This is a genomic window from Paenibacillus sp. FSL K6-0276 (genome assembly GCF_037977235.1).
GTDB lineage: Bacteria > Bacillota > Bacilli > Paenibacillales > Paenibacillaceae > Paenibacillus_AQ.
The window spans coordinates 1,952,518-1,965,161 of record NZ_CP150276.1 but is presented as its reverse complement, the minus strand read 5'-3'; the positions used below and the strand labels follow the sequence as shown (position 1 = coordinate 1,965,161).

The following is a 12,644-nucleotide window of genomic DNA, read 5'->3' as shown; positions in this document are numbered from 1 at the left end:
AATATAAGTAGAATAACATTATAAATACACATTTTTTCTTAAATTGTATGTTTTTAACATCAGAAGGCCATAATGAGCCCTCCTTCCATAAGAAGGTGCGTCATTATATGTTTTTTTGTATTACTTGGCATTTATCAATCGCTTGATAACAACGGCTGATTCCGCTCTTGTGGCTGATTCTTTGGGTGCAAATGTAGTCTGAGTTCTACCTTTCATTAATCCCGATTTCAAGGCAAACCCCACCGACTCTTTAGCCCACGGACTTATTTTACTATCATCGTTAAACATAGTAGTGGAATCTGAGGCCATACTATCGACCTTTACGCTGGAAGCATATGCTTTCGCTCGCATCAGCATCGTTGTCATTTCTTCACGGGTAATGCTTTTTTCCGGTGCAAATTTCGTCTTGGACAAACCATTAATAATTCCGGCTGCATAAGCTTTCTTAACCGTATCTTCATACCAAACTCCTGATTTCACATCCGTAAACGGATTACTTCCAGAACCTTCTGTAAGATTTAATGCTCTAGCTATAAGAGCTGCGAATTGTGCGCGAGTGATGTTATTATTCGGGGCAAAGCTGTCGGCATCCATGCCTTCAACAATTCCTTTAGTGACCATTTCCATGATATCTTGCTTCGCCCAATGTGAGACGATATCGCTGAAAATCTTGGTGAATGTTGAGGATTGATTCGGGGTGAATTCCTGATCTTTCAGATTACGATCAAGAACTTTTATTGCGGTCCATTTTACTGCAGTTGTACCGGCTCTTTTAGCTTTAAAGGTAATCGTGGCAATGTCCAAGTTACCCTTTTCACCATTCACATTTCCGATCTTAGTATGGGCTATTGTAATTTCATTGTCTTTAACGATTGGAGAAACAGAAAAGCCTTTGATCTTCGTTTCTGCTTTTACAATCTCAAGCACTTTCGGATCAAAATTAAATTTAGCTTCATATGCGTATAAGTCTTGAATATCTTTACCCTTTAGTGTAACGGTGAACGTAGAATTAGCAGATTCAGTAGTTGATGTCTGCATCTCGAAGTCAGAGACTTTTTCAGCATGGACTGTACTCAACCACATGGAAGAACATAACGTACAGATTAGTGCGAATGTGAATAGTTTGCGTCTCATAAGAACATCCCTTCACCTGTGAATTTTAACTTACCCCTATCATATGGATTTTGAAATCGGATACACATGATTTATTTTGTTCAACATTGATTATTTTTGTTATTCTTTCTCTCTGCGATAAGCTAAGGGGCTAATTCCTGTGATTTTTTTAAAAATACGACTGAAATGTTCTGGATTAACATACCCTACTTGCTCCGATACCTCATATATTTTCATTCCGCTCTCCAGCGCTTTTTTAGCTTTCTCGATTCGTAGATTCGTCAGAAATTGAATGAAATTAACACCTATTTCTTTGGAAAATTGTTTACTTAAGTAGCTCTCGCTTACACCGACAATCTGACTAATATTCGATAAATGAACATCTTCGTTAAAGTTTTTCTCTAATAGCTCTTTCGTCTTAGCAACAACAGGGCTAAGGAAAAATTCCTTAGGTTGGTCTTTCGGATGCAGCTTTTGATGCAGATGATTCAAGAACAGACGGCACCAATGCACCGTATTCTCCCATGTTTCCTGCTTATAAATATGATCCGTGATGGGATAAGGCAGCTTATCATGAAGCTTTTCCCAAGAAATGCCTTTTTGATAAATTAATGCGCTTGCCTCCCAGATCATATCGACTACATCTGATTTGATATGCTCAGATGAACAAGGATATCGCTGAATCAACAAGTTACAGCAGTGATCATATACCTCCTGCCAGTTTGTTAAATCTGGATCACTTAATGACTTCAGCATTTCGGTTCTGGCCAAATACCATGCTTCCTTCCAATCACTTTCCTTAATCAATGGACGCCTTTCAGCTTCCGGATAATATAATCGATTGTACCCCTGGTAGAAACTCAAACCTGCTAATCGTTCAGCTTGGCGGAATAATCGGTTCCACTGCTGATGACCATCCACAATATCACTAATGCCCATAGATAGCTTCAAATTAATAAATTGCTTTAGTCTCATGCTCACTTCAGACAAGATTATATCTGTCAATCTACGAATGGCTATGATGCTGCATTGCTCTGGAAAAGAGAAGAACAAAACATAATGCCTGTCATCATATCTGCATACTTTGCAAATCCCTTCATTTCTACTGCGGTTCGTTACCGTTCGAATCGTCTGCATAATCATACGGTGTGAATCATCAAACTGAACGGTATCCGATAGCCTAAGAAGCGCAACCTCCAGATTCTTCTCCCCCATATGCTTTCGCACAAGCTCCAACGAAGAAGCTACCTCATCATTCGTCGATTCGAGGGAATCCGCTAGGCAGAGCCGGTGCAGAACAGAACAGATCGAGGCTTCTACGTCCTCTAAGGTTGATACTGACCTTGAGGAGTTCTGCCGCCGCTTCAATTCATCCACAGTCTTAGTCAGAACCGGTGCAATATAAGTTTCATCTAACTTGGCTTTAACAATGTAATCAAAGGCGCCGAGCACAAAGGAATCTCTTACAAAAGAATAATCTCCGTACGCGCTGAGCATGATGGTTAGCGGTTTGTTCGAAAAAGTAGTGTTATTCAGTGCTTCGAGAAACTCTACTCCATTCATATTTGGCATTTGAATATCCGCCAGAACTAGGTCCACATCCTGATGGATTTTCAGCATGCTTAATGCCTCGTTACCATCTCCTGCTTCCCCTGCAATCTCAAAATCAGTCGAAGCAATGGATATATATTCCCGAAGGGCTAACCTAGCTAATGGTTCATCATCAACAATGAGAGCTTTAAATTTCATCATAAATCCCTCCATAATTGATCTATAGGATTACTTCAAAGCCTGAACCGCTCTTTCCCAGTCATCATTCAATTTCTCTTGAATATCGGACACCTCAGCACCTGAGAATATTTCTTGTGCAGCCTTCTTTTCATCGAACTGAATAGCATTTTTTACTTTTTCAAACTTCTCATCGATCCCCAGGTACATATACGGCTCAAAGGGGTGAATCTCTTGAACATTGTTGAAGAACGGCAGAAACGATTCGATATTGATCACTGTCGATGAATTTTGCGAATAGTTAATATACACTTGGTAAACGTCCCGGCTAAAAACCCATTCCAAGAATGCTTTAACTTCTTCCGTATTCTTAGAATTTTTATTGATGGCCATATATTGATCTGGCATAGTGATTGCCTGCAAACGTTCTGAAGTTGTCTCTCTCCATGGCAATGTGAATGCATCTAAATCTTTATCATCTTTCATTTTGGATAAATGATCTCTAAGGTACCACTGGCCGAGTGCAAGCATGGCCGCTTCATTACTTTGAAACAGCTGCGTTGCCTGATCCACACCAATGTTAAGCGCATCGGGTCCTGCTAGTTCATTCTCTGCTATTTTCTTGATCATCACTGCTGCCTTCTCGAATGGAGAACCTTTTCCGAAAGGACGTTTCGTCTGTGCGATTGAGGATAAATAATTCTCATCCTTGGATAACAGAGGCGGCCCGAACTCAGTGAAAGGATAGAACGTCCAATTATCTTTCCCGCCAATCGCAATCGGAATATATTTACCATGCGCTTTAATCTTCATCATCACATTCATAAATTCATCCATCGTTTGCGGAATCTCTACGCCGACCTCTTGAAATATACTTGGGTGGTAATAAACATATTCAGAGAATGATACAAGAGGTAAACCAAGAATGGAATGATCTAATCTTGCGGGATATTTATTGTTTTTTGCTGCGGCTAATCCATCCAGTGGAAGAAGTACTGCTTTGTAAGTGATGAGGTCATCTGGCTTCAGGTAAAAAATATCCGGTAAATCATTTGCAGCTAAACGAACCTTTAAATACTGTCCGCTATTATCGGGAATCGTTTCTACTTCAACCGTTACATTAGGCTTAATTTTAGAGTAGTCTCTTACCTTGTCCGTCCAAAATTTGATATCTGTCTTCGCTTCCCACATTCCAAATTTTATTTTAATCGGTTGATCCTTATTCACCCTTCCCTGTTGTTGCTCTATTGCCCCTCCTTTGGGACTGAACTTACTTAAAGAGAAGAAGCCACCTATAAAAATAAGAGAAATGATCCCTATTAAGGACACACGGAGTATTATTTTCACGTTTACTAATCACAGCCTTCGAAAAAAGTTTATACCATCATACCTCCTCTGAAGTCACACATGAATGATGTTTTCTCTCTGGACTATGATCTTTTATGACCCTCCGCAGCATTTTGCTTCATCCTCCTTCCCCTAACAACTGATCCTGCATCTCTTCCTCTGGTGTGTCGATCAATGGTAGTCTTATCGATACTATCGTTCCCTGAGGTTTATTCTTCTCGTACTTTAAACCGTAACGCGTCCCGTAATGTAGCTGAATTCGCTTATTAACGTTACTGTTTCCCATACCACTGAAAGAATGCTGATGGCGTATACCATCGCTGTCATATTCCTGAGAATCCATATCCAACATGCCTACACCATTATCGGCTATGGTTATAAGAAGATCTTCCGCTTGTTTGCTCACTATGATCTGGATGATACCAGGATAGTCAACATTTTTCAGTCCATGAATAATACTGTTTTCTAAAATAGGTTGTAATAGCAATTTCAATATATAATAACCCGCTAAATCCTCATCTACTTCCCATCTCGTTTGGATCGGTCTACCAAAACGAATCTCCATGATATACAAATAATGCTTCAAATGATCAATTTCCTCATCAATCGTAGTCAGAATTCCACCTCGATTAAAAGAAGAAGCTAGAAGACGAGTTAACGCATGTGTCATATTCCGTATGTTATCTGCTTTACTGATTAAAGCCATAAACTTGATTGAATTGAGCGTATTGATTAAAAAGTGTGGATTAATCTGCGACTGAAGTGCTGCAAACTCCGCCTTCCGTTTCTCCACTTCTTGCCTTTCATGATGGTAGAGCAGATCCTGAATACGCTCTGTCATGTGATTAAAAGAATGCCCGAGCTTAATTAGCTCCAGGCTACCGGTTCTCATAAATTTAGCGTTTAAATCACCTTCAGTAACCAGATCCATTTGCCGAAGAAGCTCATTGAGCGGTTTAGTAACATTAGATACAAAGTAAAATGAAACAAGAATAAACGCTAAGATGATCATCAATGCAAACACCCAAACGATATAATTCACACTAAGGTAATTGGCTGTTAGATCAGCATATGGAATAGACTGTACAAGCCACCATCCAGTCTGATCAATCTTGGCGTAGGTTATCAGATTTCTATCTTCACCATTTACATCTACAACGTACCCTTTTTCCTGCGGCCCACGATTTGCGAACCAATGCATTTGGAATCCCCCCCCTCTAGAGGCAAGGGTATTGGAGGAGATAATCTGGCCTTCCTCTGTGATGATAAATAAGGTGGATTCCGTATTATCACGTGACTGCAAAATATGATCAAAGGCACTGCTCTCAAATGTAAAAAGAATCATTTCTAGCTGGGATAATGGATTGATTACACTTGGAGATAGGGCAGCAACCATATTGTAAGGATTGTAGTTACCATATAAAATATTGGGCATCATTCCCAGAAAATGAACGCTATCGGGATTATTCAGCACCTGCTCATACCACGTTTTCTGGCGAAAATAAGAATCATCTAAATTCAAGTTCTTTAAGTACGAATAAGAATTATGGTCTTTAAAAAGGAAGTTCACCGACAACACACGTCCTGAGATGGATGCCGTGTACTTCTCTATTAAGACCTTTAGCTCATAGTAAGCCTGCTGTTTCTCAACCCCATTCCTTCGATTAATTTCATAAAGCTTTGCCATCACATCCCTGTCCATACCGATGGAAGCAAATAGACCCGTCAACCTCCTAATTTCCTGACTAACGGAATAGGAGATCGCTTGAGCCGTTTGCTGAGATCTTGATGTATTTTGCGAAAGAATATCTCGCTTATAAATATTTAGAATAATGATGGAGAATAAGATGATCGGCAGAATGACTACAAGTATAAAAAAAAGCCTTAATGTACTAGACATCCGCCAGTTTTTTCTCATAAGTTCCCTCCCCTTTAAAAGATAACTTATAAATGCTCACTTCCACCTCACCATGAATATTGAAGAAACATATTCCCTTAAATTCGTTCTACTTCCTGCATGGTGACAAAAGTACCTAGAATGTTACACACAACCATTTCCTTAATCGATAAATTTGAGTTTTTCCTCGGTTTTCGACAACGCATACGAGCTGATTCAAAACAAAAAAAGAGCTGACACTATTGTAGAAAGTTCTACTTTAGGACGCTGCAGGAGAAGGAGATCGTATTTTATGAACGCATAGCACAATGGGATAATCAGCAACTTGAAACATTTATCGAAATGATTAAGGAATTTAATGGATTTTAGCGTAGCTGTGCACTGAAATAATTTTCATTTGCATAAAATAATTTAATTTGTTAGTATTACTGACGAACGTTCGTTAACATCGAGGTGAATTTATTGAAAAGTAAAGAAATTAAAGACATCGCTTTGAAATGTTTCACAACTCATGGATATGAGGGAGCATCTCTGTCTCAAATTGCCGAGCAGGTCGGTATGAAAAAACAGTCTCTTTATGCTCATTTCAAAGGGAAAGATGATCTTTTCCTACAAGTTTTACAAGATGCTAAAGAGACAGAAATCACATCGAAACTACAATATTTGAGTAAAGTGGGTACACAAAATCCTAAAACAGATTTATTAGGATATCTGCAATTGGTAATGGATTTGTTTCAAAAGAACGAGCAGTTAAAGTTTTGGCTGCGTATGACTTTTTTCCCACCGCCCCATCTTGCTAAAGCGATTGACGAAGAAGTGATCGATACGGAAAAAAAGATTCAACCCGTACTTGAAAGCAAATTCCAAGCTTGGATCGATACCAAAGTCATTAGGGAAGATGCAGCCTCGATCCCTACACTTGCTTTCTTAGGTGTGGTAGATTCGATCATGCTAGAGCTTGTGTATGGAAATAATGAAACACGCTTAAATGAAAAACTGAACGCCTCATGGACCGTATTTTGGAGAGGTATTTCACAGCTATGATTCTAAAAAGAGAGGTATTCATTCATGAAGAAACCATTGAAAGAACAAAAAACAGTCTTACTCATTCTACTAAGTAATATATTCATTGTTTTTCTAGGCGTTGGACTTATCGTCCCTGTTATGCCATCCTTTATGAATATTATGCACTTGTCAGGCCGAACGATGGGGTATCTTGTAGCGGCATTTGCGTTCGCACAACTACTCATGTCTCCTCTGGCAGGGCGATGGATTGACATTTATGGCAGAAAAAAAATGATCGTAATCGGCTTAGTACTCTTCAGTGCATCGGAATTGATCTTTGGTTTAGGCACGCATGTATCCGTTCTTTATATAGCCAGAATTCTTGGAGGTATTAGTGGTGCATTTATTATGCCTGGTGTCACTGCCTATGTTGCAGATATTACCTCAGTAGAGGAAAGACCTAAGGCAATGGGTTATGTTTCTGCCGCCATTAGTATCGGTTTTATTATTGGCCCAGGGATCGGAGGTTTTATTACTGAACTAGGTATACGTGCTCCATTCTACTTTGCTGCTGGCTTTGCCTTAATAACTTGTATTTCGTCGATATTTATTTTAAAAGAGCCATTATCCAAACAGCAGCTTTTGGAAATCAGTAAGCTTAAAAAAGATACCAACTTTATCAGTGATCTGAAACGATCGCTTCACCCAGCATATATTATTGCCTTTATAATAGTCTTTGTTCTGGCCTTTGGTTTATCAGCATATGAAACTGTATTCAGTCTGTTTTCTGATCATAAATTCGGCTTCACTCCACGAGATATTGCAACCATCATTACAATAAGCTCAATCTTTGGGGTGGTTGTACAGGTCTTTTTGTTTGGTAAAATGGTAGATAAACTCGGTGAAAAGAAGCTCATCCAACTGTGCTTAATTGCTGGCGTAGCCTTAGCGGCTGCATCCACCGTAATCTCTAACTACTTAACCGTTCTGCTAGTAACCTGCTTAATCTTTCTCGCATTTGACCTACTCCGTCCAGCATTAACGACCTATTTATCAAAAACTGCTGAAAAAGAGCAAGGCTTTGTCGCTGGAATGAACTCAACCTATACTAGCCTCGGTAATATCATCGGACCTGCATTAGGCGGAGTATTATTTGATGTCAATATCAACTATCCGTATCTCTTTGCGGCTGTCATTATGTTTATTGGTCTTATAATTACGATGGTATGGAAAGAAAAACAATCCGCTAGTGGATTGGTAAACTAAGCCGAGGAACAACCTACTCAAGCTGTCGAGAAAATCTCGACAGCTTTCTTCATGTCCAATTATTTAATATAAAGAAGAGATCGCCAGATACTTACACAACAAAAAAACGGCATTTCTGCCGTTTCTTTAGGATGGACTCTCAGGGGCTCGAACCCTGGACAAATAGATTAAGAGTCTACTGCTCTACCAACTGAGCTAAGAGTCCATATGATGTTTGGTGGAGCCAAGGGGGATCGAACCCCTGACCTCATCGCTGCCAGCGATGCGCTCTCCCAGCTGAGCTATGGCCCCAAACTAATATTCTCAGAAGTATGTAATCACATATAAAATTCAGTTCGGTGTATTTAAGTCATTTTGACAAACTTAAGCGCCGTAGGCGACTCCTATATAATATAAAAAATCGCCTTCGCTGTCAACACTTTTTTAGTCATTAAAATTGCCACAAACCCTATATTCCCTCCAGATCTGTTGTGCTCTTAGACAGCAGACCTTTCAGTTCCTTCATGAACATGTTAATGTCCTTGAACTGGCGGTATACGGACGCAAAGCGAACGTAAGCGACTTCATCTACTGGATAGAGCTGCTCCATAACCAGTTCGCCGATCTGTTGGCTCTCTACTTCAGCTACGGCGATGCCGCGTAGGGACTTCTCCACCTCAGAGACGATCTTTTCTAACCGTTCTACAGAGACCGGTCGTTTTTCGCAAGCACGGATTAGACCACGCAGAATTTTATCACGGCTGAATTCCTCGCGGCTACCGTCTTTTTTGATCACGATTAACGGTGTTTCCTCAATCATTTCAAAGGTTGTAAACCGTTTGCTGCAACGCTCGCATTCACGCCTGCGGCGGATTGACTTATTCTCATTCGCTGGTCGAGAGTCCAGTACTTTAGTATTTGTGTGATCGCAGTAAGGGCATTTCATAAGCTTCATCACTTCCTATTACATAATGGTATTTGTCCCGGTCCGTTAAACATCCGGCTTTTGAAGAGCTATTTCATTTTTTCCAGAAATCACCGTTTATTTGTTGTAATGATTATGGCAAGTCCGGCACATAATACAGTTACCAACAGAGGAGGTGAACAGCAATGAGCCAAAGCAGCAGCTCCAATAACCTTGTAGCTCCAAATTCCCGCGGTGCCTTGGAACAACTTAAATATGAAGTTGCCCAAGAACTAGGAATCACGCTTTCCCCAGATGGTTACCAAGGCAATAAAACTTCTTATGAAAATGGTTCGATCGGTGGTTACATCACTAAACGTCTTGTAACCCTGGCAGAACAACAATTGGCAGGTCAATTCAAATAACCTGTCCACATAAGCTTACTGAAGAAGTATTAAACGACCGACAGGTCGTTTAATGCTTCTTTTTATACATAACACGGTTTTAGAATTCGCTGTAAATATCCGTGTACTGATCATAGTAATAATTGACACGCTGTACATAATGGCGAGTTTCACCAAACGGAATATCCTTAATCGTAGCATCCGTTCCATCCCAGATTCCCTCATCCAGCCATTTTTGAACTTTACCCGGTCCAGCATTATATGCAGCGATAATCGCTGTACGTTTACCTTCGAACTGACGGGATAATGTTGAAAGATACCAAGTACCTAGTTCAATATTTGCCGATGGTTCATTCTTTAACTCCTCCATAGATACATCTGGAAGCTTGGCCTTTTCAAGGGCCCATTTCGCGGTATCCGGCATAAGCTGCATTAAACCTATAGCACCTTTTTTGGATTCTCGTCCAGTTTTGAAGTTCGTTTCCACTCGGATAATCGCAGTCACAAGAAACGGGTCTATATCGTACGTAATGCTGTGCTTACGGATCTCATCTTTATAATGGATCGGATAAAACCAAGACATCCAGTTCGTACTCAGAAACAATATTGCAGTAAAACCAACGAATAACAGAAGAAGGACTCTCTTTTTACGCAACCATTTCATAATAAGCCCAGCCTGTCCCAAAAAACAGCAACCTGTTGTTCAGTGTGCGCAAGATCGCCACTGTTGTCAATGATATAGTCCGCTTTGTTACGCTTCGCTTCAATATCCATCTGTGCATTTAAGCGTGCTTCCGCTTGTTCAAAAGAAAGTCCGTTACGTTCCATTAATCGAGCGATTTGCACCTCACGAGGAACGTAAACCACCAGTATTTCATTGAACAAGTTCTCGAGTCCTGATTCAAAAAGAAGAGGGATATCCACAATGATTAACTTCTTCGGATCTTCTTCCTCCATGCTGTTCATACGTTCTTTAATCTCCCGCCGGATTGCAGGATGCGTCAGATTGTTCAGGGCTTGCAGGGCCGCCGGGTCTTGAAATACAATGTCCCCCAGCTTGCCCCTGTTCAGTGTACCATCCGGAGAGAGGATCTCGCTTCCGAATTGTTTCACAGCCGCAGCCAGCACCTCATGACCGGGGAGCATAACTTCTCTGGCGATCACATCCGCGTCAACCAGCCTCGCTCCCTTGCTCACAAGCAGTGCGGACACCGTGCTTTTTCCGGATGCAATGCCTCCGGTTAAGCCAATAATCATGTACTCACCTCATAATAACTTCAGTATTCCCATTGTAATTAATAATAACGCGGGTAGTGCAGAAGCATGCTTCATCCAGTAGTTCCCGGCGAATCTTAATCCAGTCTTCATGCCCAGCAATAGAAATGTACCACTAAACAGGGCAATTGTAAGTGATGTCCATAACGGATTGAACCCGAGTAGTGCTGCGCCGAGTCCGGCTCCAAAGGCATCTAGCGAGAGCGCAATCCCGAGCAGCATCGCTTCCACGGAAGAAATGCTTCCAGAATCATCCATATCTGCAGACGAGGGAGTACGCAAGATCTGTACAACAATCCCCAACCGTCGTAGCTCAAGGGAAAAGACAGCCGACTTTGCCTGCTTTGGAGCCATGGCAGCCTGTGCTACAACACCTTCAGTATCAACAGCTACCTCAGCCCAAACCTCTGTGGATAGCGCATTTTCTTCATTATCTACTTTACGTTCGCCACTCTGTTCCTTCTCTTTCTGCATTAGCATCTGGGCGAGCGACCAGCACCCCATTAGCACGAGTATAACAGCGCCAACCTCAGAAGCTGCATGTGGAGACACTACCTTGGCAAGCAGAACACCCACTTGCATAGATACACAGATAACTACCCCAGAACAAAGCGAGATAATCAGAATGGAGAGCAATGGTATTTTCATTTTACGCAGTCCATATGTAATACCAACACCAAAACCATCCAAACTCAAAGCAAAAGCTAGTAATAGCAGTGAAAAAAATGGGCTGAGCACCCGCAATCCCTCCTGTGAAGAACCGGAACACTGAAGAATACACTTCATTCAGCTTCCGTTCTCTATTGAGCATTCTTCACACAGTATATGGGCGGGACAAGTAGTGGGTTCCAACCTAATAACCTAATTACATCTTCAGTTTACTGCCTTACGCTGACAACTTGGACAATAATGCGTGCCTCGGCCACCTACAACGGTTTTCTCAATCATCGTTCCACAGTGATTACATGGCTGATCTTTACGACCGTAAATCAACAGCTGTTGTTGATAAGTGCCGCTCTCACCTTGACCATTCACATATGATTTCACAGATGAACCACCAGCGTTTACCGCTTCCGTCAGCGTACTAACAATAGCGTCATGCAGCTGATCGAGTTGATCATCCGAGAGATCTTTTGCGCTGACTTCAGGATGAATCCCTGCACGGTGTAACGACTCATCTACATAAATATTACCTATGCCGACGATATATTCCTGATTCAGCAGCAGTGATTTAATTTTTGTGCTTTTGCCTGATACAATCTGTTTAAACTTCTCCGGCGTAAAGGATGGCTCCAGCGGCTCCTGTCCTAGTTTATTAAGAGGAGGCAGCTGGAGGTCTTCACCAATCTGAAAAAGATGCATGGTACCAAACTGACGAACATCCGTGTAGCGCAGCTCAGTGCCATCGGTAAAATGGAATATCACATGTGTATGCTTGTCCAGTGAATCATCTTTCGAAAAAAGTCCGTAACGGCCCTCCATCCGCAAATGAGACACCAGTACCAGACCGTCTAACACGATGCGCAAAAATTTCCCTTTTCGTTCAACATTAACAATGCTATGACCTGCGAGCAGGTTGGCAAAAGCCTGAATATCATCCGGCCGCTGAATAATCCGAGCCAACCGGACGGTTACACTCTCTATCTGCTTTCCATTAACTAAATCATTCAGTGTTCTCTTGACTGTCTCTACTTCCGGTAATTCCGGCATGATGTCTTCACCTCAA

General features: G+C 41.3%; 12 protein-coding genes and 2 tRNA genes. 3 read left to right on the top strand and 11 right to left on the bottom strand.

Translation table 11 applies throughout. The features are described 5' to 3' along the window. Window positions 1-120: 120 nt before the first annotated feature. From MHH52_RS08955 to MHH52_RS08940, 4 genes are all read right to left on the bottom strand, one after another. Window positions 121-1,134: an S-layer homology domain-containing protein gene (locus MHH52_RS08955; RefSeq protein WP_340008015.1), complete on the bottom strand. Its 1,014-nt coding sequence runs from the start codon at window positions 1,132-1,134 to the stop codon at window positions 121-123. 99 nt (window positions 1,135-1,233) lie between these two features. Further along, complete coding sequence (locus MHH52_RS08950; protein ID WP_340008013.1) at window positions 1,234-2,865, bottom strand: helix-turn-helix domain-containing protein; 1,632 nt, start codon at window positions 2,863-2,865, stop codon at window positions 1,234-1,236. Between the two features lie 27 nt (window positions 2,866-2,892). After that, window positions 2,893-4,068, bottom strand: coding sequence for an extracellular solute-binding protein (locus MHH52_RS08945; RefSeq protein ID WP_340008011.1), 1,176 nt, complete (start codon window positions 4,066-4,068; stop codon window positions 2,893-2,895). 238 nt (window positions 4,069-4,306) lie between these two features. Beyond that, a complete protein-coding gene (locus MHH52_RS08940; RefSeq protein WP_340008009.1) occupies window positions 4,307-6,106 on the bottom strand; it encodes a sensor histidine kinase in 1,800 nt (599 codons plus the stop codon). Window positions 6,107-6,547: 441 nt separating this feature from the next. Between MHH52_RS08940 and MHH52_RS08935 the strand changes: the two genes are divergently transcribed. Both MHH52_RS08935 and MHH52_RS08930 read left to right on the top strand, forming a co-directional pair. Next, a complete protein-coding gene (locus MHH52_RS08935) occupies window positions 6,548-7,129 on the top strand; it encodes a TetR/AcrR family transcriptional regulator (protein ID WP_340008007.1) in 582 nt (193 codons plus the stop codon). A gap of 24 nt (window positions 7,130-7,153) precedes the next feature. Next, window positions 7,154-8,356, top strand: a complete 1,203-nt coding sequence (locus MHH52_RS08930) for an MFS transporter (RefSeq protein ID WP_340008005.1) — start codon at window positions 7,154-7,156, stop codon at window positions 8,354-8,356. Between the two features lie 132 nt (window positions 8,357-8,488). Here MHH52_RS08930 and MHH52_RS08925 read toward each other — a convergent pair. From MHH52_RS08925 to nrdR, 3 genes are all read right to left on the bottom strand, one after another. Then, a tRNA-Lys gene (locus MHH52_RS08925) sits at window positions 8,489-8,561 on the bottom strand. 10 nt (window positions 8,562-8,571) lie between these two features. Further along, a tRNA-Ala gene (locus MHH52_RS08920) sits at window positions 8,572-8,647 on the bottom strand. Between the two features lie 157 nt (window positions 8,648-8,804). Next, window positions 8,805-9,281, bottom strand: a complete 477-nt coding sequence (gene nrdR / locus MHH52_RS08915; RefSeq protein WP_340009560.1) for a transcriptional regulator NrdR — start codon at window positions 9,279-9,281, stop codon at window positions 8,805-8,807. Window positions 9,282-9,445: 164 nt separating this feature from the next. Between nrdR and MHH52_RS08910 the strand changes: the two genes are divergently transcribed. Further along, entirely contained in the window at window positions 9,446-9,664 is a 219-nt protein-coding gene (locus MHH52_RS08910) for an alpha/beta-type small acid-soluble spore protein (RefSeq protein WP_340008003.1), read from the top strand. A 79-nt stretch (window positions 9,665-9,743) separates the two neighbouring features. On the opposite strand, the gene MHH52_RS08905 is transcribed toward MHH52_RS08910, so the two are convergent. The 4 genes from MHH52_RS08905 to mutM all read right to left on the bottom strand — a co-directional run bounded on the left by MHH52_RS08905 (window position 9,744) and on the right by mutM (window position 12,628). Beyond that, window positions 9,744-10,307, bottom strand: coding sequence for a lytic transglycosylase domain-containing protein (locus tag MHH52_RS08905; RefSeq protein ID WP_340008001.1), 564 nt, complete (start codon window positions 10,305-10,307; stop codon window positions 9,744-9,746). Continuing rightward, window positions 10,304-10,900, bottom strand: coding sequence for a dephospho-CoA kinase (coaE, locus tag MHH52_RS08900; protein WP_313640099.1), 597 nt, complete (start codon window positions 10,898-10,900; stop codon window positions 10,304-10,306). The genes MHH52_RS08905 and coaE overlap by 4 nt, the downstream gene beginning before the upstream one ends. A 9-nt stretch (window positions 10,901-10,909) precedes the next feature. After that, window positions 10,910-11,656 carry an MntP/YtaF family protein gene (locus MHH52_RS08895; RefSeq protein WP_340007998.1) on the bottom strand — a complete coding sequence of 249 codons (747 nt, stop codon included), beginning with the start codon at window positions 11,654-11,656 and terminating at the stop codon, window positions 10,910-10,912. Between the two features lie 135 nt (window positions 11,657-11,791). Continuing rightward, a complete protein-coding gene (mutM, locus tag MHH52_RS08890) occupies window positions 11,792-12,628 on the bottom strand; it encodes a DNA-formamidopyrimidine glycosylase (protein ID WP_340007996.1) in 837 nt (278 codons plus the stop codon). Window positions 12,629-12,644: the final 16 nt, after the last annotated feature.

Coding starts and splice junctions, on each gene's coding strand:
- MHH52_RS08905 (WP_340008001.1), bottom strand. CDS start 10,307: ATGAAATGGTTGCGTAAAAAGAGAGTCCTTCTTCTGTTATTCGTTGGT.
- MHH52_RS08910 (WP_340008003.1), top strand. CDS start 9,446: ATGAGCCAAAGCAGCAGCTCCAATAACCTTGTAGCTCCAAATTCCCGC.
- mutM (WP_340007996.1), bottom strand. CDS start 12,628: ATGCCGGAATTACCGGAAGTAGAGACAGTCAAGAGAACACTGAATGAT.
- MHH52_RS08950 (WP_340008013.1), bottom strand. CDS start 2,865: ATGATGAAATTTAAAGCTCTCATTGTTGATGATGAACCATTAGCTAGG.
- MHH52_RS08930 (WP_340008005.1), top strand. CDS start 7,154: ATGAAGAAACCATTGAAAGAACAAAAAACAGTCTTACTCATTCTACTA.
- MHH52_RS08955 (WP_340008015.1), bottom strand. CDS start 1,134: ATGAGACGCAAACTATTCACATTCGCACTAATCTGTACGTTATGTTCT.
- coaE (WP_313640099.1), bottom strand. CDS start 10,900: ATGATTATTGGCTTAACCGGAGGCATTGCATCCGGAAAAAGCACGGTG.
- nrdR (WP_340009560.1), bottom strand. CDS start 9,281: ATGAAATGCCCTTACTGCGATCACACAAATACTAAAGTACTGGACTCT.
- MHH52_RS08940 (WP_340008009.1), bottom strand. CDS start 6,106: ATGAGAAAAAACTGGCGGATGTCTAGTACATTAAGGCTTTTTTTTATA.